A 22,727-nucleotide genomic window follows, 5' to 3' on the forward strand; every position below is an offset into this window, starting at 1 on the left:
CAATTTATTTTTTAATTTTCCATGCGTTTGGTTGTTTATTATTCCAAATTGACTTTTTTTATTATAAAAATCGCTTTTTTGCTTAAAAAGAAAGCAACAAATAGCTTATAACAAACCATATTGTGGTTAAAACCAATGTAACAGTACCGTGAACTCGCTCTGGTTGTCTGAAAATATGTTGAATGAGTGCTACAGCGAACATCATCAGTCCAATCATAAACAAACTTTTTACCATTCCATTTGAAAGTATGATCCAAATCAATGTAGGCAATGCGGCAATAACTGCGATTCCCCATAAAACCACAGTTTCTGAAATCAGCGCTTGCCGATTTGAAATACCCTGACTGAGCCAAAATCTCGCTGTTGTTGTATAAGTACTAGCAAGCATGGTTTTAATGGTTACGATGTATAGTAAAATAGCTGTGATATAAAAAGCACTCATAAGATTCATGAGCCTAAGCGGACTTAATGCGATATAAAGTAAAATCCACGTATCTTTTTGTTGCGCAAACCACGCCAGTACAACACTGGCACTAAAGGCAAAAATAAAGAATAGTATGTGTTGCTTCATCACTTGTTTATTCAATATTTTTCGTAAACTGACTCTGAGCCAATTAATATTTACAGAATGTTTAGCCTGAATTCGTAAAACTTGAGGAAGTTGAATATTTCTCGGTTTACTGATTTTAGCGATCACCCATTGTCGATAAGTCACGGCGACCAATATAAAAGAGATAAAGATTGATAATATTTCGACTTTAAACAGCACTAAAGACAACGGCGCAAGAAATGAGGCAAGACATAAAGCGATAAGATATTTATTTTTTTGACAAACCAACATTTGGATCAGTAATAGTTCTATTCCCCATAAAACAATCAAAAAACTATCTATGATCGCCTGATAAAATGTGTCTGTTGCCCACACATAGACAAGTGCAATGATAAAAGGTAATAAAATAGCGAAACTTAGTGGTGCCAAAAATCCTAATTCAACACTTATTCGGATACGTAATGTTAATGGTGTCATTGCAATATATTGGTATCCCTCACCACCATTTAATGCTTTTTGTTGAAAACTACTCCATAACAAATGTATAAACAGAAAAATGCTCCATATTTTGATACTTTCCAACATATTTTCAGCATGTAAAATACTGATCAGTGGTTTTGCTAAAGCAAGTAAGACAGCAAATATCATCGGCCCAGCGAGTAAACCCACCAACAAGATCAGATGCTTATGTCGCTGTACTGCATCAGCAGTTGTCTGAATATAAAATTTCAAACGGTACTGTATAAGTTGACCTATAAGCTTTCTTTCTGCCGAAACTGGCATGATTGCCTTAATCATTTGATTCAAGCTCACCCTGTTTTCAGCGCATCAAGCCTAATACTTTTTGCATTTACACTGTCTCTAAAGTGCTGATCATGACAAGACATTAAAATCAGCTTGGTTTTACTTTGTTGTATCAGAATTTGTTGAAAAGCCTGTAATGTTGCTTGATCTAACCCATTGTTTGGCTCATCCAGCAGTAAAATAGGTGCTTCTGTCATTAATGCAGAAACTAAAAGGAATTTTTTAGCTGTACCAAAAGACATTTCGGCAAAAGTAGTATTCAAAAAATTATCTAATTTAAATTTTTCAATATATATCTGATAACAATCAGGATTTAATTTTCTAATACTACAGATTAAATCCAAAAACTCTTGTCCCCGCATAAAATCATAAATAGGACTATGATCAGGTACATAGGTGACTAATTTTTTATATTCTTGGTTATTCAAAAGGCATTGTTGTTGATTGATAAAAATTTTTCCTAAATCACAATCCAACAACCCTGCAATCATGCCCAATAAAGTTGATTTACCTGCACCATTTTCACCGATCAAACTATAGATACCAAAACCTTGCCATGTAAAATTCAATGTATCAAAGATCGTTTTTTCAGAAAATTCCTTAGAGACATTCTCTAATCGAGTAGATACAGTATTGTTGCCATGACTCATATTTTTATACTTAAATAATTGAAAAATTTTATTTTTAACAATCTACAACACCAACTATATACGCGCAAGTGTCGTCATTTCTATTTGTCTTTTTCTTAGTGCTTATTTTTCTGAATAATTATTTCTTTTAACATTGATGTAAATCTTGTTCCAAATAAGCCAAAATCATCAATGTCAGTTCCTTTTTAAGCTGTTGTTCTGAAATAAGAAAATTTGTGCTACTGACATACCGCATCATGGTAAATAAAGTACTATTAATAATCACAAAAGACTTGTTCTTCAGCGTTTCAAAACTCCAATGTTGGAAAAATCGACTAAATACATACAAACCCACTTCATAAAAGTGTTTTTCTAAAATTTGTGCCGCTTCAGAATTATTATAACCGTGCCAATTTTTTAGGATTTCCATGAAGAAACCGCTATCTGCTTTCATCATATCAAAGCCGAATTGAATACAAAGCGGGATGATTTCTTCTATTGCTAATCCTTCTTGTGTAATTGCAATTTGCTTTAATGCCAAACCCAATTTTTCACTTTTTCGACTGAGTAATTCTTGAATAATTTCATCTTTATTTTCGAAATATTGATAAATTGAACCGACACTCACCCCTGATTTTTCTGCAATTTTTGGCGTAGTCACTTGCAATAAACCTTGTTCAGCAATACACAACTGTGCGGCTTCAAGAATATTTTCCACGATGATTTTGGCACGTTGTTGTTGTGGTTTTTTTCTCATTCTTCGACCTTTTTAAATGCGAATTGAATACGAATAAATATTCATATTAGAGTTTTATTAGACCGTAAGTTGGGGAAAACTACAATGCAAACTCGACCAAAACGCTTAGCACCATTTGAAAAGATGTTGAAATCTGACCTGAAAGCCAAAATTTTAGGTTATATAGCCCATGATCATATCCAACCCACCTATGCAGAATACTTATCTTTAAATGAGTCATTGCAAACGGGTGATATTGCTATGGATAAAGTCATGTCTTGGGTGATGCAAAATCCTAGAGAACATCGTAAATACTTTGAAACGGCGTTATATCAAGGTCTCGAAAAATTACCACATCAAATCCCTAAACTGACAGAGTTTTTTAAACAAGTAGAACAAAAACCAAGTTGGTACGATCAACACAAAATCGATGATTCATTACGGTTCACTTATAAACTCGGTGTTAATAATAGCTTTATTTTACGTGATTTATCACTCATGACGGGCTATCTCTACCCTGGCTTCAATCAACCGCTGATTTTGACAGGTGCATTGAACAAACAAGCAAGTAAAAGATTGGCTGAAACCAGTAAATGGTGGATGGATATCACGGAACCCCATGCTTTTGAACGTTTCAATGCAGGTTTTACTTCGACGATTTATGTGCGCTTTATCCATGCTCTTGTCCGTTTTCAATTGAATAAATCTGAAAAATGGGATGCCGAAACTTGGGGGACACCGATTAACCAATATGATCAAGCCATGACCAATATTGCCTTTAGTGCTGTGGTTTTAATTGGAATACGTGCGCTAGGTATTTTCCCCAATAAACGTGAAGTTGATAGTTTTCTGCATTTTTGGAAATATGCAGGATGGCTAATGGGGATCGATGAGAAATGGCTAATCGACAAAGAGTCTGAAAGTTGGAAACTGATTTATTGGCTACGCTTCACTCATCCTGATGCAGATGAAAGTAGTATCTCACTTGGTTCAAGTTTATCTAAAGAGCCTTTTGAACGCCCATACCGCTATTTACGTCCACTACAACAAAAACTTGCCTACAAACAGCATTTGGAAATTACCCAATTTTTTATTGGTCGCAAGCAAATGAAAAAGCTTGGATTAAAGGCGCAATCTGCCTCTTGGTTTGCTTACTATTTATTTGCAAAAAATGCCTTACTTTATACAGGTGCAAAACGCTTTAAAGTGCTCGATGACTTTTTACTTAAAAATGGTCGTGAAATGCAAAAGATAGGACTCGAATTGTATAAGGAACAAAGTCAACAACTGGCAAGCATGCACTAATTTTCTTATCAGATACAACAGATTGAAAAATCAAAAATAAGGAAGCCTGAGCTTCCTTATTTGTTTAGATACGACAAAAAAACAATGCAATAAAACATCAAAAAATCAGTGACTCAATCACATCATCACGAATAAATTATTGATGGTGATGTGAAGCCGTTGCTTCTGAGGCTGTTTGTTGCATTTGCATATGCTCATCATGTTGCATTGCAGGCATTTGCGCTTCGGTATGTTGCATCTGTTTATTTTTCTGACTCGGCATGTAGTCTGGCTCATTGGTGATCGCCAAATAGAAAACCACCATAAAAAGAAAGCCTAAAATAATTGCAATGATCAGTAACTTCCATCCCCAAAACGATTTTTCAGGCGACAATTTATTACTCGAATTTTGCTCATTACTCATACTTTTACCTCTTAAATTAAATCTATCATTTAAACGATTAAAATTGCTTTACTGATTATTCAATATATTAAAACTTCATACTGATGCGAGCCCAATAATTGCGACCCGTATTGTTAAATTGTTCAGTACCGACTTGTCCATCTACACCAACCCCCAGCTTATTTAAGTGTTCGGTATAGGTTTTATCAAGAACATTGTCGATACCAACAGCAAGATCTACATCATTCATCACTTTATAAGTTGCATTCAATGCGAGTGTGCTAAAACCTTTACTTTCAGCAATGTCATAACCCACAATATTACCTTTATTCAGGTTAATACGATCCTGCTTTGCCACTGCACGCCATAATAAACCTAAAGAATATTTATCTTGCACATATCTTAAATTGAAACGGCCTTCCAAAGGCGCAATCTGAGGAAGTGGATCATGATTATCTTTCATTTCTCCCCATGCATACATGGTACTGAGATCGGCTTGAATCGCATCGGTAAATTGATAACCTATACCCGCTTCAGCACCTGCAATTACAGCGTCTACATTTTTAGCACCTGCACTAAAAGAAGAACCATGGCTATGACCACCCATACCAGTAGTCGGATGATGATGATAACTCAATAAAATAAAGTCATTCACCAAACCTGCATAGGCAGAAACCCATGAGCTAAATGCACCACGTTCATGTTGATAGCCCATATCAAGTTGCAAGGTTTTTTCAGTATCAAGGTCGTTAAATGTTGGCTTTGACATACCTGTATTGCCATGCGCTGTACTGAATAACTCCCAATAATCAGGTACTCGCTCTACATAACCCAAACCGATATACGATTTGGCATGATGTTCAGGATGCTGATTTTCCACACGGATAAAAGCACTTGGCAAGGTTTCTTTACGCTCATCATTGAGTTTGAGCGCATCAATTTTGACTTGATCAATTCGTGCACCTGAGACCAATTTATAGGCATCATTCAATTGATACGTGAATTCCCCAAAAGCACCGTATGAATGAAACTTCATATTGGTCGCTAACGGCATATTCATCATCATGGATTTCATACTGCCAGCATGGTGATTTTGCTGCGTGTCAATTCCTGTAATCAGGCTCAATTTGTCCCATTCACTGGTCATGGCTAAACGTGAATTTAACGTACGGCGTGTAACCTGCATTTCTGATGGATTAGGTAGCATTTGATGAGTCATCATGTCATGAGTCATTGGTGGTGTACGCAAACGGAAATTATCCATCACATGATCGTTATAGCTATAGTTCACCTGCCCTTCAACTTTCTTAATCACATCCGTTAGATTTTTCTTTTCAAATCTTAAGCCTAAGCTTTCACGAGCAAACTGTGAGCCATCCATCGCTCGACCTGCATATTCAGCCTCACCATCGGCTTTTCCACCTGTCAATTCAATCCATGTATCGTCATCAGGCGTCCAGCCTAAAGCTAAATCGGTATTCCAACGCTCCCAAGCAGAAGGAACCGTATGACCATCACCATCTTGGTAACTGTTTGACTCAGAACGATTGGCATTTAAACGAATATATTTTTTCTCATCACCCACCGCCGCTTCAATATTATGATCGAGACGACCAAACGAACCGATTAAAACACTGGCTTGTCCGAGATAGTTTTTATCTTTCGATAATTGCGGTTTTTGTCGTTCAAAAATAACCGTTGCCGCCGAACCTGTATTGGCATATTGAACGGTTTGTGGGCCTTTGATTACAGAAATACGATCATAACTTTCAGGCTGAATATAAGAGGTTGGCGCATCCATACGTGCAGGACAAGCGCCTAAGTTTTCAGTGCCATCCGATAAAATTTTAATGCGTGAACCAAACATGCCACGGAAAGTCACATCGCCATTGGTTCCACCGCTTTTGATTGAACTAAAGCCAGGAATACTTTGTAAATAATCTGCACCATCTGTTGCAGGAACAGGTTGAATCGGTTGTTTCGGATCTGCATGAATAATTAAACCATTGGCATCGTTATTTAGCTGAGCAGTGACTACAATTGGCGCTAATTGAGCAGTGTCATGATCTAGCTGTGCAGCGATACTGGTTGAAGAATAACAAGCGAGACAAATCGCAGCCGATAAGGGCTGTAAAAAGAATTGAGGTTGAGCCATTTTCTTTCTCTTAAATCATAAATATGAGCTGCGGTTAAAGCAGCACAAGGGCTAGAGTCAATGAAGACCCTAGAAAATTAAGTTTTGATTTATGCAAAAAGTGGTGGGGCTCGACCTTGAGGAATCAGAAAGAGTCGTTGTAAGGCAAAATAAACATGCCAAAACGCGTCTTGGAATGCGATTAAGCGAACGTGTAGCCGATCTAGAACAGCTTTAACCTCCAATTCAGGTGGTAAAACTAAATTGCCATAGACCGTGCAATATTGGCATTGATGATTTGCATCATGATGATGCGAAGCAGATTCTGTCGAAATACGATGCGCATCATGCGACATGGAATGCTGATGATGCGTACTATGTTGGTGATGGGTGCTTTGTTGATGTTTTTCATAAAATTGGCTTTGCACCAAAGCTTGAGAAATAGTTTCACAGACCGGTGCAATTTGATATTGCTTCGGTAGCAAAGGCTGTAAAAATACAGCGATCTGTAAAAATACTGCTATAAAACCCAGCAGTAAGCCTATTCTCAACAAAACGTTCATCTCAACATTTTTCAGCGTGGAGTATAACAAAGCCCAATCGAAATTGGGCTTGTATTTACAATGAATTTTAAACTGTACTGAAAAGCAAAGTTCAAATAATTAACGCTTTACGGCAACTTTTTGCTTTTCACGTGAACGTACCACTTTTTCCACTTTCTCACGTGCTCTTTGACGTTTTAAAGGGGATAAATAATCGACAAACAGCTTACCATTGAGGTGATCCATTTCATGCTGAATACAAACAGCAAGCAGTTCATCCGCCTCTAACTCAAAAGCATTACCATCAAGGTTAATTGCTTCGATTTTTACACGTGACGGACGCTCAACTTTATCGTATATTTGAGGAACGGATAAACAGCCTTCTTCATAAGGTAACGTTTCTTCCGTAAGTGGCGTCACTTTGGGGTTAATGAACACCATAGGCTGATCTTTATTTTCAGACAAATCCATGACGATAAGCTGAATATGATGATCGACCTGTGTAGCAGCCAGACCAATACCTGGCGCTTCATACATGGTTTCAAACATGTCTGCTGCCAACTGACGAATTTCATCCGTCACGGTATCGACAGGTTTTGCAATGGTGCGCAAACGGGGATCAGGAAAACTTAAAATATTTAATAAGGCCATACTGTACCCTCTCTTGCTATGCCATTGATCTTAAAACTAAATGAAGAATATGCTTCATTAAAAAAATGTGTGTAATATGCTTATTATAACGCATATAGATACATAATTTTAGGAATTATGATAATGAAAAAGGTTTTAACTGGCATAACGAACTTTCATGCCAAGGGGTTCAAGAAGCAATTACTTGCTGTAACGCTATGTTTAAGTGCAGGATTCACTTACATGGAAATGACACATGCAAGTCCGAATGTTAATCCCCCTGCACTCAAAGCTAGCGCCCCGAATGTTTATGTGGTTAAACGTGGCGATACTTTGTGGGGAATCGCTGGGAAGTTTTTAAGCAAACCTTGGCGTTGGCCTGAAATCTGGGCAAGCAATAAACACGTTAAAAATCCACACTGGATTTACCCTGGAGACAAGCTACTGCTGTGTACTTTAGATGGTCGCCCATTGATTGGTGTAGATGAAGGTGATGGCTGTGAAGGTATTATCCGTCGTCATCAAGGCGGTACATCGCTACGACCACAAGTGCGTGTTGAACCCTTAAGCAGTGCAATCTCTGTGATTCCACTTTCAGATATCCAACAATGGTTAGAACACAGTATTGTGATCAGCCCTGAATCTTTACAAAACATTCCATATACCATTGGCGCTGCGGATAATCGTGTGATTACAGGTGCAGGTCAGACTGTGTATGCTCGTGGTAATGGTTTAGTTGTCGGTCAGCATTATGGCGTATACCGTGAAGGTCAACCTTACGAATTTCTTGATGCCAATGGCAAAAAATTCAGTGCTGGAATCGAGCTCACTGAAGTGGCTTCAGCCGTTGCGGTTGCAGGTGAAAATGATGTGACTACGCTTGAATTAACGGACAGTTATAATGCAGAAGTTCGTCGTGGCGATTATGTCTTACCACGTTATGACGCTGAATTACCAAGCCTGTTCTACCCAACCACAACCAATGAAGTCACTGCAGGCGGCAAAGTCGTTCGAGTTCAGGGCTCTATTGGTACAGCAGCGCAACATAGTGTGGTGACGATTGATCGTGGTAGTTTACATGGTGCAAAATCAGGTCAAGTCTTTAGTGTTTACCAACAAGGTGAAACAGTTCGTGATCCAAAAACTAAAGAATCAATCAAATTACCAAGCCAAAAAATTGGGACGCTGATGATCTTTAAGAGCTTTGACCAATTGAGCTATGCCTATGTCTTGGAAAGTAATTTACCAATTAAAGTAGGTGCAGAAATCAAACCACCTGCTATGACAGATGACGCAGGTAACTAAACCCATGCGCGCATTGTAATTTCTAATGTTGAATCAAATACCTGATGATCAACTTGATACCATCAAACTTTGGTATTTGGTTCAACATTCATTTTCTAGTTTTCGTAAACTGGAAAACTATTTTGGCTCGATTTCCAATGCTGTTTTAACTGAAAATTTAAAACGTTGGCCTGAGCTTAAAATACATAAACATCATCTGCAAAGAGCTGAAGAATTTCCAACAATAACTGGACAAGCTCAGTTTCATCACTGCCTAGAAAAAATCAAACAACATAGTGATTTTATTCTGCTCGATACTGAACAACAATATCCTCAACAGCTACTGCCTTATAGCAATCATCCTCCAATTATTTTTGGAAAAGGATCATTTCAAAATTTAAGCCAACCTCAAATTGCAATTGTGGGTAGTCGTAAACCTAGTCCTCATGGCAAACAAGTTGCCTATGATTTTGCTTATTATTTAAGTGAAAAAGGTTTTTTCATTACCAGTGGTTTGGCGCAAGGTATTGATGAAGCTGCGCATATGGGTGGTTTAAAAAACCATCGAACCATTGCTGTTGTTGGGTCAGGTTTGGACCTTGTTTACCCGAGTCAAAACAGACATTTACAAGAACAGATTTTACAAAACTCAGGTACGGTTATTAGTGAATACCTACCTGAAACACAACCAATCCCACGTAACTTTCCACATCGTAATCGTATCGTCAGTGGCTTAAGCTTAGGGATTTTAGTTGCAGAAGCTCAGTTAGGTAGTGGTTCTTTAATCACTGCTCAAACGGCGGCTGAACAAGGTAAAGTCATTTTTGCGATTCCAGGGCATATTTATAGTGAACATCATCAGGGTTGCCATCAATTGATTCGTGAAGGCGCAATCCTCGTTGACCACCCTGAACAGATCATTGAAGATCTTGCACTACCAACGCAATGGCATTGCGCTCAACATGCTGAAAATGAAAAACAAATTCCAGAAATTCCACCACACCTGTTTAACATTTACCAACACTTAGATTGGGTTGGACAAGATTTGGATACCCTTGCGATCAAATTAGAATTAAATACAGCAGAATTAACCAGTTACCTTATGGAGTTGGAACTTTTAGGCTTATGTATCCAGCAATCGGGGCTTTACTTACGTTGCCGAGTGAGTCATTAAGGTTCACAATAGCCTCCTCTTGTATAAATGAACATGGTGAATTTAGATGATTACAACCTCAGTCGCTGAAGCTGCTCAGGTTCTTCAACAAGGTAAAGTATTGGCTTATCCTACAGAGGCGGTATGGGGTCTAGGATGTGACCCATTGAATGAACATGCTTTTTTAGAAATTTTAAAACTTAAGCAACGTTCGATTGAAAAAGGTGTCATCTTATTGGCAGGTCAAGTATCGCAAGTCGAGCATTTACTTACTGACCTAGAACCTCATATTCGTAAACAAGTCATTGATTCTTGGACACAACGCTCCAGAACTGATCGTGCAACGACATGGTTGGTGAATGCTGATGAGCGTATCCCACACTGGATTAAAGGTAATCATACGCAAGTCGCGATTCGTGTCACCAATCACCCTTTATGTACAGCATTATGCAATGCTTTTAATGGCTTCATCGTATCCACCAGTGCAAACCCCGCAGGTTTAGAACCTGCAAGATCATTACAAGATGCCAGCCAATATTTTGGAGCTGAATTGAACTATCTAAACGGCGATTTAGGCTTAAGTCGTGAACCTAGTCGGATTATAGATGCATCTACTGGACAAATAATACGCGCTTAAATGACGATATTATTTTGAACAAAATATACATTTTTCTTATAAAAAAACACGTAAAAAAGCAAAAAAAAACTCAGCCATATATAGGGTTGGCTGAGCATAAAAAAGGATGGGTATAACCACATCCAGAGGGTATTAAGAAACTGTATGGATTTAAGATTAAAAATGACTTAATCAATCCCAATAGAAATATTATGCTACAAATACTGTTTCAATACAAATGCAATATTTACATACAATTAAGACTTAAAACCTATAACAAAATCACTTCATATCAAACAATAAAATTAAGTTATTCAATTTATTTTATTATTTAAGCTTTTAATTAAATAATTCATAAATTTTCACTGCATTAGATATAAATTAATTTTATCAAAGTCATAAAATAACATTTTGTTTGTTCATTTTTCACGCTACAACAGCTGGATTTTATTCGATTTATGTACCATTTTTGACACTATTTGACTTTTTTTGCGCCATCGCAATACCAATTAAGATAACGACACCTCCAATTGTATGAAAAACCGTCCATGCTTCATGTAACCAGAAGTAAGCGATAATTGCAGTAAAGATAGGCATTAAATTCATAAAAATACTGGTGCGATTAGGTCCTAAATATTGCACAGCGACCATCCATAACAAGGGCGCAACCAGTGATGGAAATACTCCCGCATATAACACACTTGCAACATTGTCTTGATTAATCGGGTCGATCCCTAAATAGAATACAAATGGCAAATGATAAATCAGTGTAAACCCAACTTGCACATATAAACTGATCAGTAAAGGGACTTTCAATTGCCATTTTTTAAGGAATACACCATAGAAAGCATAGAAGAATACAGCTAAGACCATCAATAGATCGCCCCAGTGCCCTCCGAGTTGAGCCAAATTCGAGAAATTCCCCTGCCCAATCACATATAACAAGCCAAAGAAGGAAATGAAACTGCCGATTACCGCAAAACGATTTGGAATTTCCTTCAAAATCAGCATTGAAACAAAAATCGTGAATACAGGTATAAAGGCGTTGATAATTCCCATATTGGTTGCACTAGTATAGTGTGCTGCGGTATAGGCTAAGCCTTGATATAACACCATTCCAAAGGCACTCAATACAGCAAATTGTCCTAAATGTTGTTGAATAAGCTGACGTTGTTTCCAAACTTTTGGCAACATCAATGGTGTTAAGATAATGAATGCAACCATCCAACGGTAAAAACTAATACTCACGGGCGAAATATAGTCAGTCACATAACGTGTCACTGCGATATTCAAAGACCAGATCAATACAGCGAGAATAGGTAAACATACTGCCCACCACATGGGCTTGGAATCGGTATACATAGTTTTAACGATTTGATGAAGAATATGAGAAATATTATCAATTAAGTCGGAATAAATTTAAATATTGTATTTCAGACATCTATAGGGTAATTCAGACACGCTATACGTGAAAGCAAACATTATGCTGAATCATCTTCATTGAATTTATTATTTTAGCAACGACTTCATTGTTAGCACACTTTCAACAATCTTGACGCAAAAAAGTATTTTAACAACATGTACAATGCAGAAATCAATCTAAGTTGATCACTCAAATATGCCATTTAAACTCAATCACAATCTGCAATTCGACACGATGATTTCTGTAGAAGAGTTTTTCTATAAAAAAGATGATGTGGTTACCCCGCATTCAAACTTATGGGGTGATTTTAATTTGAGTTTAAATGGCACTTTAGAATTAAAAGTTGCAGATCAAACTTATCTTTCGCCACCAAGTTATGGCTTATGGATTCCACCACAGACTGAACATTGTTGTACGGCTTTGGATGATCAACGCACACATTATATTTGTATCCGTATCCATCCTGATTTATGTCAATCACTCCCCCAAACCACGAAGACTTTAAATATCCGCGCCTTCTTTCGTCAAACGATTGAAGAAATTTTAGATCAACAAAAACAAAATATTCCATCACATACGTATTATCAACACCTGCTGCAATTGCTTCTAGATCAAATCCAAAACAGTAGCTGTTATGAACATTATTTACCTCAAAGTGAACATCCGATTTTAAAGCCCATTCTGCAAGACCTATCCAATCCAATATTTTTTGCAAAAAGCCTGCATGAAGTCTTAAATACCTTCCAAATTACTGAAAGACATGCACTCAGACTTTGTCAGGAACAATTAAAACTCCCGTTATCTGAATGGCGTAATCGAGCTAAAATTATTTATGCAATCTCCTTGCTGCAACGTGGTTATTCCGTTAAAAAAATTGGCTTAGAATTGGGCTATCAACACAGTTCAAGTTTTATTGAATTTTTTAAACGTTACACAGGGCAACCCCCTGCTCAAGTCCGTAACACTTAAACTATCTCTTTATAATTTCGATGAAAAATATCATCTGCAACGCACTTATGTACAAAACTACTATAGAAAACCATATGAAATATCGGCATTTTCTATCAGGTGCTTAATATTCAACATCTTGTTGTTTTGAACTTGGAATAAAAATCCAAAGTATCTGAACTTATAAAATTAAAGGTATAAATAATGAAGAAAATATTCATCGCTACATTGTGTGTTTCTGCTTTTGCTTTAACTGCTTGTGACAAAAAACCTGCTGATGCATCTTCTGCTACGGACAGTAAACCTGCGGTAGCTGCCGTAACACTTAGTACGGATAATGCAACAGACATTAAAAGTGATTTAGCTCAGATTCAAACACTGTCTACAAATAAAGCCAAAGAAGCTTTAGATTTTCAAAGTGAAGTCATGCAAGCTGCTCAGAAAGGCGATAAAGCTGCACTCGAAGGCGTTGTAAATAAAATGAAAACGTATGTCACGGGTTTTAATAAAGAACTAGATGGGTTGGCTTTAAAAAGTACAGAGGTTGTTTCTGTACGTGATAAAATTAAAGAGTCGAACAATTTAGGGATAGAAATGTCTGAAGCAGGCTTAGCAAGCCCACCAAATCCTGAAAAAGTTAAACAAATTCAAACCAGAGGAATAGAACTTCAAAAAAGTTTAATGGATGAAATGCAAGCGCTCCAAGCAAAAGCCAATACTGCACCGTAATTTAATTCGATCTTCGTCACAATTGTAAAGCAGATCACATGATCTGCTTTTTAATTACTTGAGATATACAAATGCAACTTGCTGTTTTTCAGGATTATCGTTAAAACATAACTATTAAAACATTCACATTAAATCCATCATTTAAAGTATTAGGACAGTAACATGAGCAATACAGTTTACGATATTCCTGTAAATACCATCAAAGGTGAAAGCAGCACTTTAAACCAATATCAAGGCAAGGTTCTACTGATTGTCAATGTCGCTTCAAAATGTGGCTTAACACCACAATACGAAGGGCTTGAAAAACTATATCAAGACAAAAAGGATCAAGGTTTAGAAATTCTCGGTTTCCCTGCAAATAACTTCCTTGCTCAAGAACCAGGTACAAATGATGAAATTCAGCAATTTTGCGCTTTGACGTATAATGTGGACTTCCCACTTTTTGCAAAGATTTCAGTTGCTGGTGATGATAAGCATCCACTTTATGAGACTTTAATTCATGCGATTCCAGAGCGTATAGGTGAAGGCCCTTGGTGGAAAGACCTCGTCGACTATGGTTTAACTCCAAATCCAAAACCAGAAGTACTTTGGAACTTTGAGAAATTCCTAATCAATAAAAATGGTGAAGTTGTCGCACGTTTTGCACCAGATATCACGGCTGATGACCCACGCATCACCTCTGCAATTGAAGCCGAACTCAATAAATAATCCCCTCCAACTCTCAAAAAGAGTGCTATTCATGGCACTCTTTTTGTTTCATCCTGCGGTATAAGTCGCTTACCGTTACAAACTGTATATGCTTTGCAACAATCCTCAATCTCTCCACTTTTTCACTCTATATTAGCGAAATACCAAATCAATTTAATTTTGGATAATGATGAAAAAGCTTTTGCAAGGTGCTGTTTTACCTTTTGTTATTTTTACTTCCGGCATTCTACTGTTAGGATGTGATCAAGCTACGTCACCGTCACCACAAGAGCAGCATACTTCGCAATCCGAAACAACTCATTCGGAGTCTAATCACTCGAGTGAATCTGAGCAAAAAAACGTTGAAGATCTAAAACAAGGCAATATGTTCTATATCGCACGGGATGTTGCCAATGTTCAGCTTAAAACGGGTAACTATGTTGAAAAGCTTCAACAAGCTCAATCCGATTTACAGCAAGCGATCGAAACCAAAGACCAAACCGAATTGCAAAATACAGTTCAGACTTTAACACGTGAACTACAAGCTTTTAATACAGCTTTGATTTCACTAGATTTAAAGAGTCAGGAAATTGATGGTATTCGTCAGCAGGTCCTTCACGCCAATAAACAAGTTTTAAATTCATCACTGTTAAATGGTAACTTGGATATTTCCAAAGTTGATTTTAATAAAATTCAACAACAGATGGATCATATTCAAACAGATATGTTAAAGCTTGCAGGGATGATGATTCCGACTTCTGAGAATGATAAATCGTCACAAAGTTAGTCTAAGCTTTAGCCAAATATTGATGCTAATGTTTATATTGGCTGAGCAATATTGCATTGTGAATCTTGTCCAAGAGCACGTTTAATATCCTGTTTTAGACGTGTTTTCGCAAATTTATAATTGGATGGTAAAAACAAAGTTAAACGGGTTTTATCCTTTCCGACTGATTCAACCAATGTTTTAGACAAGTACGCACCACCTTCTGTACGTGCAAATAAAGTCCCCATTTCCAAATCTGTTTCTAATTTACTGTCAGTAAATACAAAATCGTGCTCACCAGTAAATGCCACACATCTGCTATAAGCCATTTTCAAGTTTTTGAATGCAGCGATATAATCAATATTCAGTTGTGTTTCCAAGCCATTTTCCACAGAATCTGCAACCAAACTTGCTTCAGTCGGCGCATTGGGTGTAGTCACAAACTGATTTGGTTGACAAGCAACCATACAGATAAAAATAGGCAATAAAAATAATGTTTTAAAGTAATTCTTCATTTTACTGTTCTTTTAAATGTATTCATTTTTATGACAATGAATAAATTGTAGCAAAGCCGATGACGTGTTTTAATGCAGAAATGATCATTTTTTGTAGTCACTATGCAACTCATTATTTTCACAGGTGTTCAAGCTTCAGGGAAATCGACATTTTACCAACAGTACTTTTATCACACTCATTTACGCATTAACCTCGATATGTTAAAAACACGCCATCGTGAAAATATTATTTTTGAAGCAGCGTTAGCTTCTAAAACAAAAATCGTGATTGATAATACCAACATGACTAGATCTGACCGCGCTCGATATATCCAACGTGCAAAAGCGTATGGATTTGAAGTGATTTCTTATTATTTTGAAACAGATTTAAACAGCACTTTACAGCGCAATTCACAACGTGAAGGTAAAGCCAATATTCCCGAAAAGGGAGTTAAAGCAACTTTTTATAGATTGGAAATCCCTAATATTACAGAAGGTTTTGATACGCTTTTTACCGTAAAACTGGTCGAAAATAATGGTTTTTCAATTCATGTAATATCTGACTAAACGTCTTTTATTATTGCTGAGTACGCCAAATTTTATATGCAGCTTGAAGCTCTTGCTGAATTTGCTCAGAAACTTTCCTTGCCTCTAAGTTGGAAAAATCCCCACAATAGGTTTCAGTCACAATAGAGTTTGCGAGTTCTTCGATTGCAATACGTCCATTATTTTGATAATTCTGAATTTCTACTTCAGTTAAGCCTATATCCCAACAGGATACGACTGAACTCATATCTACAGCAATACTCAGGTAGTAGTGATCTTGATTTTGGTAGAGTTCCCAAAAATGGGGTTGTTGTTCGATGAGGTGCATTCTATGTATCCGTCATTACATATTCAAATTGGAACTAAATCCTTTCGATAGTAATTCTATCCTATTTTTAAATACAAAAAAATTTGTTACACTTCAATATATTATATTCTAAATATGTATATGAATTTTAATTGTTATCAAGTTAACCCTCAACATCGCAATGGCAACAAAAATAAAAGTCAATGGATTCCTAAAGAAATTGAAGAACTCTTAATTTTTTCAACAGGAATAGCTAATGGATGGTGTAACTCATCTCAAGATGTAATTTGGTCCATTCCGAAGCATATTCCAGTTTTAACACCTATAGGCACTGAAAGGCCTAATAAAGGAAATGCAACTGACATCTTGTATATTGCTAAATATACAAGCGATACCAATGGTACATGGCATGGTTATCCTGTTTCAGCAAAATCCAAATATGACCATCCCCCTCAAAATATTATCAATGCATGGATTAATCATGGCTTTATCGATAAACGCTTTTACGCAAAATGGGTTCAAGGAAAGCTAAAATGACAATAACAAAAAAAATAAAGATTGAAGGTGATTTTATAGATTCATTTATATATTCTGGATCACTTTTCCTTATAGATACTCAGCTTCGCTTAACTTCGTACGCATGGAATGAAATATTAAACTACACGAACTGCCCGACCGTGAACTGGAATTTATTACATAATTGCTTTTCGAAAAATAACACTCAAAACATATCTCAGTTAGACAATGAATACATTATCTATCATAATTCTCTAAATAGTTTAATTATTGATACCTTAGAGCTAGATTCATGGCCAACTGATTTAGACATTTATAAGAATAAATTTATTATTTCATCAGCTGATGGTATTAAATCAGTAGTTGGCAATAGATCTATAGAAAACCGAAAAGTTAAATTTGAATTCTCTCAAAATGTAAAAAAAATGTGGGATGAGAAGGTTTTTGAATTAGCTGTTGGTACGCTGGACAGATTAATTATAAGTTGTGGTTACGAAGGAGCATTTGAACTTTTCACAAGAACAAAAGCTGATAGTTATGAATTAATCAAGGAAAAACAGTTAAGTGCAAAAGAATGGATCGGTTGTGAGTGGGATCAAAATACAGGTATTGCCATTCTAAAGAATCAACTAAAACAAGAATTATTAAAATTTGAGACAATAAATCAGGATCATCTAAAACTATTAACTGATACTATAGAAAAAAATAAATATTTTAAAACACTTAAAGATGAAGAACCTACTGAATATGAAATTCCTAACTCAACTCAAAAATACATAAATTCTTGGGTGTTTGAAGACAAAATATATTTGTTCGGTGAAGACTTAAATTTATATGAGTATCATCATAATAATATCAATAAAGTCAGTGAAGTAGATACTAGTCAAAAAGCGATTGGAAATATTATTGATAGTGCAAAAACTCATTTTGGCTTAGTCTTCGAGGATATAGAAAATTTATATCTTCAAAATTCAAGCATAAATATCTTGTCCAATAATGTAACAAATTGGCGAACTTATCCTAAAAGTACGAATTATCAAAATCATCTACATATAATAGAGGATGATTATCTTACGATTCAGATATTTGAATAAAAAAAACCACCCTTTCGGGTGGTCTCTTCAATGTTAAACCATGTCTTATTGAGCACGGTTCTTCATTTTACGGATAGTATCCAACTGAGCTGAAATCTCTGACAGAGATGCCAACGCAGCAGCCGTATCCACATCACTCTTCTGATTTGCAAGCAATTGTTCAGCATTTTTACGTGCTTCAATAATTGCAGCTTCATCCAAGTTTTCTGCACGGACTGCAGTATCTGCAAGAACCGTAACAACATGTGGTTGAACTTCTAGAACACCACCAGATACATAGATTAACTCTTCTGTACCGTTTTCAAGCAGAACGCGAATTGCGCCCGGTTTGAGCAAAGTGACTAACGGAGCGTGACCAGGCATGATACCCAATTCACCGCCAGCACCTTTTGCGATAAGCATTGTCACAGTGCCTGAGTACAAAGACTCTTTAACACTTACAACATCACATTGCATAGTCGACATGTGAATCTCCTAAATTAGAGTTGCTAATTAAAGCTTCTCGGCTTTAGCGATCACTTCATCAATACCACCAACCATATAGAACGCTTGTTCTGGGATGTGATCGTATTCACCAGCTAAAAGACCTTTAAAGCCACGAATTGTTTCTTTAAGTGGTACAAGTTTACCAGGCGCACCAGTAAATACTTCAGCTACGTGGAACGGTTGAGAGAAGAAACGTTGGATTTTACGCGCACGGTAAACAATCAACTTATCTTCTTCTGCAAGCTCGTCCATACCCAAGATTGCAATGATGTCTTTAAGCTCTTTATAACGTTGCAGTACGTTTTGAACCGCACGCGCAATTTCATAATGCTCTTGACCAACAACCAAAGGATCTAACTGACGTGAAGTAGAGTCAAGTGGATCGATCGCTGGATAAATACCAGAAGATGCGATATCACGGCTCAATACAACAGTTGCATCTAAGTGCGCAAATGTTGTAGCAGGCGATGGATCTGTTAAGTCATCGGCAGGTACATATACCGCTTGGATAGATGTAATCGAACCAGACTTAGTCGAAGTAATACGTTCTTGAAGAACACCCATCTCTTCTGCAAGCGTCGGTTGGTAACCTACTGCAGATGGCATACGACCTAGAAGTGCTGATACTTCAGTACCCGCTAGTGTATAACGGTAGATGTTATCTACGAACAATAAAACGTCACGGCCTTTACCGTTTTCGTCTTTCTCGTCACGGAAATACTCAGCCATCGTCAAACCAGTTAACGCTACGCGTAAACGGTTACCTGGTGGCTCATTCATCTGACCGTAGACCATTGCTACTTTGTCTAGAACGTTAGAATCTTTCATCTCGTGATAGAAGTCATTACCTTCACGAGTACGCTCACCAACACCAGCAAACACAGATAAACCTGAGTGCGCTTTAGCGATGTTGTTGATCAATTCCATCATGTTTACGGTTTTACCAACACCCGCACCACCGAATAAACCAACTTTACCACCTTTTGCAAACGGGCAAAGTAAGTCAATGACTTTAATACCAGTTTCTAAAAGGTCAGTAGAAGCAGCTTGTTCAGCATAAGAAGGTGCTTGACGGTGAATCGGTAAACGCGCTTCAGTTGCAACAGGACCAGCTTCGTCGATTGGGCGACCAAGAACGTCCATGATACGACCAAGTGTCGCTGTACCTACAGGTACAGAGATCGGTGCGTTAGTATTGGTTACGTTCAAACCACGCTTAAGGCCTTCAGTAGAACCCATTGCAATAGTACGAACTACGCCATCACCAAGTTGTTGCTGAACTTCTAAAGTAGTTTCAGTACCGTCAACTTGGAGAGCGTCATAGATCTTAGGAACGCTGTTGCGTTCAAACTCGACGTCGATAACCGCGCCGATGATCTGAATGATACGACCGCTACTCATTGCTGTCTCCTCAATTCAAAATAATGTTAAACGGCAGCGGCACCACCAACGATCTCAGAAATTTCCTGAGTAATCGCGGCTTGACGCAGCTTGTTATAAATGAGTTGTAGGCTCTTGATGAGATCACCTGCGTTGTCAGTTGCAGCTTTCATTGCAACCATACGAGCAGATTGCTCACATGCGATGTTTTCAATCACGCCTTGATAAACCATAGACTCGATGTAACGAACCAACAAACCATTTAGAAGCTCTTCAGCTTCAGGTTCATAGAGATAATCCCAACCGTACTGACGGTTTAGACCCTCGTTCGTTTCAGCCGCAGCTAAAGGAACAAGTTGTTCGATTTTTTGGTTTTGAGTCATAGCATTGACAAAGCCGTTTGATACAAGATAAATACGATCTAACTCGCCTTTATCAAACGCATCTAACATCACCTGTACAGAACCAGTTAACTGTTCAAGACTTGGTGCATCACCTACTTGCGTAGTTGCGCCAAGTACTTTACCGCCGTAGTTTTTAAAAAACGAAACCGCTTTTTGACCAATCAAAGCAAATTGAACTTCAATTGACTGCTCTTGTTGCTGCTGTACGTGTTTTACCACTTTTTTGAACAAGTTAATGTTCAAACCACCAGCAAGGCCACGATCTGAAGAAACAATGATATAGCCAACGCGTTTTACAGGGCGTTCAACCATATAACGATGTTTATATTCAGGATTCGCTTGAACCAAATGAGCAATTACACGGTGCATATTTTCGGCATACGGACGGCCCTGAGCCATGCGCTCTTGCGCACGACGCATCTTAGAAGCTGCTACCATTTGCATCGCGCGAGTAATTTTCTGCGTGCTCTTGATACTAGCTACTTTGGCGCGAATTTCTTTTAAATTTGCCATACGCTTAACCTAGTATTCGAAAGCCCTTTCGAGCTTCCGAAGGTTGATCCGTGAACCAAACCATAACTAACAACATAAATTGAAATTAGTAAGTTTGAGTCGCTTTAAAGCTTTCAATACCTGCTTTAATTGCAGCTTCGATGTCTTTGTTATAATCACCAGTTTCATCGATATTTTGCATTAACGCAGCATGTTCTGAACGGAAGTAAGCAATTAACGCAGCATCAAAGTCTACGATTTTCTTCACTTCAACGTCAGCCATGTAGCCTTCGTTAGATGCATAAACTGAAACAGCTTGGTCAGCAATTGAATAAGGAGCATATTGTTTTTGCTTCATTAATTCAGTTACACGTTGACCATGTTCAAGTTGCTTACGAGTCGCTTCATCAAGATCAGAAGCGAACTGAGCAAATGCTGCCAATTCACGGTATTGCGCCAAAGCAGTACGGATACCACCAGACAATTTTTTGATGATCTTGGTCTGAGCAGAACCACCAACACGCGATACAGAAATACCTGCGTTTACAGCTGGACGGATACCTGCGTTGAACAATGAAGTTTCAAGGAAGATCTGACCATCTGTAATCGAAATTACGTTGGTTGGTACGAATGCAGATACGTCACCTGCTTGAGTTTCAATAATAGGTAATGCAGTTAATGAACCTGTTTGGCCTTTAACTTCACCTTTAGTGAATTGCTCAACATAATCAGCAGATACGCGAGAAGCACGCTCAAGTAGACGTGAATGAAGATAGAATACGTCACCTGGATACGCTTCACGACCTGGTGGACGACGTAAAAGCAATGAAATTTGACGATACGCTACCGCTTGTTTAGATAAGTCATCATAAATGATTAACGCATCTTCACCACGGTCACGGAAGTATTCGCCCATTGTACAGCCAGAATATGGAGCCAAATACAACATTGCTGCTGGATCGGCTGCAGCTGCTGCTACAACAGTGGTATACGCCATAGCACCAGTTTCTTCTAGCTTGCGTACTACGTTAGCGATAGTCGATTGTTTTTGACCAATTGCTACGTATACACATTTAATGCCAGAATTTTTCTGAGCGATGATCGCGTCGATCGCCATTGCTGTTTTACCAGTTTGACGGTCACCAATGATCAACTCACGCTGACCACGACCTACAGGGATCATTGTATCTACTGATTTATAACCAGTTTGTACAGGTTGATCCACTGATTGACGCCAAATTACGCCTGGTGCTACTTTTTCAACAGCATCAGTTAATTTTGCATCAATTGGGCCTTTACCATCAATTGGATTACCCAAAGCATCGACTACACGGCCTAAAAGTTCTGGACCAACCGGAACTTCTAATACACGACCTGTGCAACGCGCTTTTTGGCCTTCTTGAAGGCTTAAGTAGTTACCTAAAACAACGACGCCCACTGAATCCTGTTCTAGGTTCAGTGCCATACCGTATAAGCCGCCGTCGAATTCGATCATTTCACCGTACATTGCATCAGCAAGGCCGTGAATACGCACAATACCGTCGGAAACCATAACAATGGTCCCTTCGTTCTTAGCGGTCGCGCTGGTGTCCAGATCGCCGATACGCTGTTTAATGAGCGCACTGATCTCGGATGGATTCAGTTGTTGCATTGCGCTATACCTCAATCTTTTTTAAGTTCAGTCTTCATT

The 22,727-nt window shown here is 37.8% G+C and carries 25 protein-coding genes; 11 read left to right on the top strand and 14 right to left on the bottom strand.

Going from position 1 to position 22,727, the window contains the following annotated elements:
- Nucleotides 1-82 precede the first annotated feature (82 nt).
- The 3 genes from D7V20_RS09115 to D7V20_RS09125 all read right to left on the bottom strand — a co-directional run bounded on the left by D7V20_RS09115 (nucleotide 83) and on the right by D7V20_RS09125 (nucleotide 2,740).
- A complete protein-coding gene (locus tag D7V20_RS09115; protein WP_147395794.1) occupies nucleotides 83-1,348 on the bottom strand; it encodes a hypothetical protein in 1,266 nt (421 codons plus the stop codon).
- Nucleotides 1,349-1,359: 11 nt separating this feature from the next.
- Nucleotides 1,360-2,004, bottom strand: a complete 645-nt coding sequence (locus D7V20_RS09120) for an ATP-binding cassette domain-containing protein (protein WP_120383984.1) — start codon at nucleotides 2,002-2,004, stop codon at nucleotides 1,360-1,362.
- A gap of 127 nt (nucleotides 2,005-2,131) precedes the next feature.
- Complete coding sequence (locus D7V20_RS09125) at nucleotides 2,132-2,740, bottom strand: TetR/AcrR family transcriptional regulator (protein ID WP_120383985.1); 609 nt, start codon at nucleotides 2,738-2,740, stop codon at nucleotides 2,132-2,134.
- Nucleotides 2,741-2,824: 84 nt separating this feature from the next.
- Between D7V20_RS09125 and D7V20_RS09130 the strand changes: the two genes are divergently transcribed.
- Nucleotides 2,825-4,024 (top strand): oxygenase MpaB family protein, encoded by a 1,200-nt coding sequence (locus D7V20_RS09130; protein ID WP_120383986.1) that lies wholly within the window; start codon nucleotides 2,825-2,827, stop codon nucleotides 4,022-4,024.
- Between the two features lie 136 nt (nucleotides 4,025-4,160).
- Here the strand turns inward: D7V20_RS09130 and D7V20_RS09135 are convergent, their stop codons facing one another.
- The 4 genes from D7V20_RS09135 to def form a co-directional block, all read right to left on the bottom strand.
- A complete protein-coding gene (locus D7V20_RS09135) occupies nucleotides 4,161-4,427 on the bottom strand; it encodes a DUF4199 domain-containing protein (RefSeq protein WP_089606171.1) in 267 nt (88 codons plus the stop codon).
- Between the two features lie 67 nt (nucleotides 4,428-4,494).
- On the bottom strand, nucleotides 4,495-6,561 hold the full coding sequence (locus D7V20_RS09140; RefSeq protein ID WP_120383987.1) for a TonB-dependent copper receptor: 2,067 nt from the start codon (nucleotides 6,559-6,561) through the stop codon (nucleotides 4,495-4,497).
- A gap of 89 nt (nucleotides 6,562-6,650) precedes the next feature.
- Nucleotides 6,651-7,103 (bottom strand): DUF2946 family protein, encoded by a 453-nt coding sequence (locus D7V20_RS09145; protein WP_171407794.1) that lies wholly within the window; start codon nucleotides 7,101-7,103, stop codon nucleotides 6,651-6,653.
- A 99-nt stretch (nucleotides 7,104-7,202) separates the two neighbouring features.
- The gene (gene def / locus D7V20_RS09150; RefSeq protein ID WP_120383988.1) at nucleotides 7,203-7,733 is read right to left on the bottom strand and encodes a peptide deformylase; all 531 of its coding nucleotides are present in this window, start codon (nucleotides 7,731-7,733) and stop codon (nucleotides 7,203-7,205) included.
- A 123-nt stretch (nucleotides 7,734-7,856) separates the two neighbouring features.
- Here def and D7V20_RS09155 point away from each other — a divergent pair, with 123 nt between their 5' ends.
- From D7V20_RS09155 to D7V20_RS09165, 3 genes are read left to right on the top strand one after another with little or no spacing between them, the layout of a single operon-like run.
- On the top strand, nucleotides 7,857-9,017 hold the full coding sequence (locus D7V20_RS09155; protein ID WP_120383989.1) for a LysM peptidoglycan-binding domain-containing protein: 1,161 nt from the start codon (nucleotides 7,857-7,859) through the stop codon (nucleotides 9,015-9,017).
- 25 nt (nucleotides 9,018-9,042) lie between these two features.
- Nucleotides 9,043-10,170, top strand: a complete 1,128-nt coding sequence (dprA, locus tag D7V20_RS09160) for a DNA-processing protein DprA (protein WP_120383990.1) — start codon at nucleotides 9,043-9,045, stop codon at nucleotides 10,168-10,170.
- A 46-nt stretch (nucleotides 10,171-10,216) separates the two neighbouring features.
- Nucleotides 10,217-10,786 (top strand): L-threonylcarbamoyladenylate synthase, encoded by a 570-nt coding sequence (locus tag D7V20_RS09165; RefSeq protein WP_120383991.1) that lies wholly within the window; start codon nucleotides 10,217-10,219, stop codon nucleotides 10,784-10,786.
- Between the two features lie 435 nt (nucleotides 10,787-11,221).
- Here the strand turns inward: D7V20_RS09165 and D7V20_RS09170 are convergent, their stop codons facing one another.
- Nucleotides 11,222-12,106, bottom strand: coding sequence for a DMT family transporter (locus D7V20_RS09170; RefSeq protein ID WP_120383992.1), 885 nt, complete (start codon nucleotides 12,104-12,106; stop codon nucleotides 11,222-11,224).
- Between the two features lie 277 nt (nucleotides 12,107-12,383).
- Between D7V20_RS09170 and D7V20_RS09175 the strand changes: the two genes are divergently transcribed.
- The 4 genes from D7V20_RS09175 to D7V20_RS09190 all read left to right on the top strand — a co-directional run bounded on the left by D7V20_RS09175 (nucleotide 12,384) and on the right by D7V20_RS09190 (nucleotide 15,339).
- Nucleotides 12,384-13,157: an AraC family transcriptional regulator gene (locus D7V20_RS09175; RefSeq protein ID WP_120383993.1), complete on the top strand. Its 774-nt coding sequence runs from the start codon at nucleotides 12,384-12,386 to the stop codon at nucleotides 13,155-13,157.
- A 183-nt stretch (nucleotides 13,158-13,340) separates the two neighbouring features.
- The gene (locus D7V20_RS09180; RefSeq protein WP_120383994.1) at nucleotides 13,341-13,865 is read left to right on the top strand and encodes a hypothetical protein; all 525 of its coding nucleotides are present in this window, start codon (nucleotides 13,341-13,343) and stop codon (nucleotides 13,863-13,865) included.
- Between the two features lie 162 nt (nucleotides 13,866-14,027).
- Complete coding sequence (locus tag D7V20_RS09185; RefSeq protein WP_120383995.1) at nucleotides 14,028-14,573, top strand: glutathione peroxidase; 546 nt, start codon at nucleotides 14,028-14,030, stop codon at nucleotides 14,571-14,573.
- A gap of 169 nt (nucleotides 14,574-14,742) precedes the next feature.
- Entirely contained in the window at nucleotides 14,743-15,339 is a 597-nt protein-coding gene (locus D7V20_RS09190) for a hypothetical protein (RefSeq protein WP_120383996.1), read from the top strand.
- 32 nt (nucleotides 15,340-15,371) lie between these two features.
- Here D7V20_RS09190 and D7V20_RS09195 read toward each other — a convergent pair whose 3' ends face one another.
- Entirely contained in the window at nucleotides 15,372-15,833 is a 462-nt protein-coding gene (locus tag D7V20_RS09195) for a hypothetical protein (protein WP_120383997.1), read from the bottom strand.
- A 102-nt stretch (nucleotides 15,834-15,935) separates the two neighbouring features.
- On the opposite strand from D7V20_RS09195, the gene D7V20_RS09200 reads away from it, so the two are divergent.
- A complete protein-coding gene (locus tag D7V20_RS09200) occupies nucleotides 15,936-16,379 on the top strand; it encodes an ATP-binding protein (RefSeq protein ID WP_120383998.1) in 444 nt (147 codons plus the stop codon).
- Between the two features lie 10 nt (nucleotides 16,380-16,389).
- On the opposite strand, the gene D7V20_RS09205 is transcribed toward D7V20_RS09200, so the two are convergent.
- Entirely contained in the window at nucleotides 16,390-16,686 is a 297-nt protein-coding gene (locus D7V20_RS09205) for a hypothetical protein (RefSeq protein WP_120383999.1), read from the bottom strand.
- Between the two features lie 120 nt (nucleotides 16,687-16,806).
- On the opposite strand from D7V20_RS09205, the gene D7V20_RS09210 reads away from it, so the two are divergent.
- Nucleotides 16,807-17,202 (top strand): hypothetical protein, encoded by a 396-nt coding sequence (locus D7V20_RS09210; RefSeq protein WP_120384000.1) that lies wholly within the window; start codon nucleotides 16,807-16,809, stop codon nucleotides 17,200-17,202.
- Entirely contained in the window at nucleotides 17,199-18,275 is a 1,077-nt protein-coding gene (locus D7V20_RS09215) for a hypothetical protein (RefSeq protein WP_120384001.1), read from the top strand. Before D7V20_RS09210 ends, D7V20_RS09215 begins: the two co-directional genes overlap by 4 nt.
- A gap of 45 nt (nucleotides 18,276-18,320) precedes the next feature.
- Here the strand turns inward: D7V20_RS09215 and D7V20_RS09220 are convergent, their stop codons facing one another.
- The 4 genes from D7V20_RS09220 to atpA all read right to left on the bottom strand — a co-directional run bounded on the left by D7V20_RS09220 (nucleotide 18,321) and on the right by atpA (nucleotide 22,688).
- Nucleotides 18,321-18,740: a F0F1 ATP synthase subunit epsilon gene (locus D7V20_RS09220; RefSeq protein WP_120384002.1), complete on the bottom strand. Its 420-nt coding sequence runs from the start codon at nucleotides 18,738-18,740 to the stop codon at nucleotides 18,321-18,323.
- A 27-nt stretch (nucleotides 18,741-18,767) separates the two neighbouring features.
- Entirely contained in the window at nucleotides 18,768-20,162 is a 1,395-nt protein-coding gene (atpD, locus tag D7V20_RS09225; RefSeq protein WP_120384003.1) for a F0F1 ATP synthase subunit beta, read from the bottom strand.
- A 26-nt stretch (nucleotides 20,163-20,188) separates the two neighbouring features.
- Complete coding sequence (gene atpG, locus D7V20_RS09230) at nucleotides 20,189-21,058, bottom strand: F0F1 ATP synthase subunit gamma (RefSeq protein ID WP_120384004.1); 870 nt, start codon at nucleotides 21,056-21,058, stop codon at nucleotides 20,189-20,191.
- Between the two features lie 85 nt (nucleotides 21,059-21,143).
- Entirely contained in the window at nucleotides 21,144-22,688 is a 1,545-nt protein-coding gene (atpA, locus tag D7V20_RS09235; protein ID WP_120384005.1) for a F0F1 ATP synthase subunit alpha, read from the bottom strand.
- Nucleotides 22,689-22,727: the final 39 nt, after the last annotated feature.

It is taken from the genome of Acinetobacter rongchengensis, assembly GCF_003611475.1.
GTDB classification, from domain to species: Bacteria; Pseudomonadota; Gammaproteobacteria; order Pseudomonadales; family Moraxellaceae; genus Acinetobacter; species Acinetobacter rongchengensis.

Excerpts from the sequence above, each read along its gene's own strand:
- D7V20_RS09115 (WP_147395794.1), bottom strand. The coding sequence starts at position 1,348 with ATGATTAAGGCAATCATGCCAGTTTCGGCAGAAAGAAAGCTTATAGGT.
- D7V20_RS09120 (WP_120383984.1), bottom strand. The coding sequence starts at position 2,004 with ATGAGTCATGGCAACAATACTGTATCTACTCGATTAGAGAATGTCTCT.
- D7V20_RS09125 (WP_120383985.1), bottom strand. The coding sequence starts at position 2,740 with ATGAGAAAAAAACCACAACAACAACGTGCCAAAATCATCGTGGAAAAT.
- D7V20_RS09130 (WP_120383986.1), top strand. The coding sequence starts at position 2,825 with ATGCAAACTCGACCAAAACGCTTAGCACCATTTGAAAAGATGTTGAAA.
- D7V20_RS09135 (WP_089606171.1), bottom strand. The coding sequence starts at position 4,427 with ATGAGTAATGAGCAAAATTCGAGTAATAAATTGTCGCCTGAAAAATCG.
- D7V20_RS09140 (WP_120383987.1), bottom strand. The coding sequence starts at position 6,561 with ATGGCTCAACCTCAATTCTTTTTACAGCCCTTATCGGCTGCGATTTGT.
- D7V20_RS09145 (WP_171407794.1), bottom strand. The coding sequence starts at position 7,103 with ATGAACGTTTTGTTGAGAATAGGCTTACTGCTGGGTTTTATAGCAGTA.
- def (WP_120383988.1), bottom strand. The coding sequence starts at position 7,733 with ATGGCCTTATTAAATATTTTAAGTTTTCCTGATCCCCGTTTGCGCACC.
- D7V20_RS09155 (WP_120383989.1), top strand. The coding sequence starts at position 7,857 with ATGAAAAAGGTTTTAACTGGCATAACGAACTTTCATGCCAAGGGGTTC.
- dprA (WP_120383990.1), top strand. The coding sequence starts at position 9,043 with ATGTTGAATCAAATACCTGATGATCAACTTGATACCATCAAACTTTGG.
- D7V20_RS09165 (WP_120383991.1), top strand. The coding sequence starts at position 10,217 with ATGATTACAACCTCAGTCGCTGAAGCTGCTCAGGTTCTTCAACAAGGT.
- D7V20_RS09170 (WP_120383992.1), bottom strand. The coding sequence starts at position 12,106 with ATGTGGTGGGCAGTATGTTTACCTATTCTCGCTGTATTGATCTGGTCT.
- D7V20_RS09175 (WP_120383993.1), top strand. The coding sequence starts at position 12,384 with ATGCCATTTAAACTCAATCACAATCTGCAATTCGACACGATGATTTCT.
- D7V20_RS09180 (WP_120383994.1), top strand. The coding sequence starts at position 13,341 with ATGAAGAAAATATTCATCGCTACATTGTGTGTTTCTGCTTTTGCTTTA.
- D7V20_RS09185 (WP_120383995.1), top strand. The coding sequence starts at position 14,028 with ATGAGCAATACAGTTTACGATATTCCTGTAAATACCATCAAAGGTGAA.
- D7V20_RS09190 (WP_120383996.1), top strand. The coding sequence starts at position 14,743 with ATGAAAAAGCTTTTGCAAGGTGCTGTTTTACCTTTTGTTATTTTTACT.
- D7V20_RS09195 (WP_120383997.1), bottom strand. The coding sequence starts at position 15,833 with ATGAAGAATTACTTTAAAACATTATTTTTATTGCCTATTTTTATCTGT.
- D7V20_RS09200 (WP_120383998.1), top strand. The coding sequence starts at position 15,936 with ATGCAACTCATTATTTTCACAGGTGTTCAAGCTTCAGGGAAATCGACA.
- D7V20_RS09205 (WP_120383999.1), bottom strand. The coding sequence starts at position 16,686 with ATGCACCTCATCGAACAACAACCCCATTTTTGGGAACTCTACCAAAAT.
- D7V20_RS09210 (WP_120384000.1), top strand. The coding sequence starts at position 16,807 with ATGAATTTTAATTGTTATCAAGTTAACCCTCAACATCGCAATGGCAAC.
- D7V20_RS09215 (WP_120384001.1), top strand. The coding sequence starts at position 17,199 with ATGACAATAACAAAAAAAATAAAGATTGAAGGTGATTTTATAGATTCA.
- D7V20_RS09220 (WP_120384002.1), bottom strand. The coding sequence starts at position 18,740 with ATGTCGACTATGCAATGTGATGTTGTAAGTGTTAAAGAGTCTTTGTAC.
- atpD (WP_120384003.1), bottom strand. The coding sequence starts at position 20,162 with ATGAGTAGCGGTCGTATCATTCAGATCATCGGCGCGGTTATCGACGTC.
- atpG (WP_120384004.1), bottom strand. The coding sequence starts at position 21,058 with ATGGCAAATTTAAAAGAAATTCGCGCCAAAGTAGCTAGTATCAAGAGC.
- atpA (WP_120384005.1), bottom strand. The coding sequence starts at position 22,688 with ATGCAACAACTGAATCCATCCGAGATCAGTGCGCTCATTAAACAGCGT.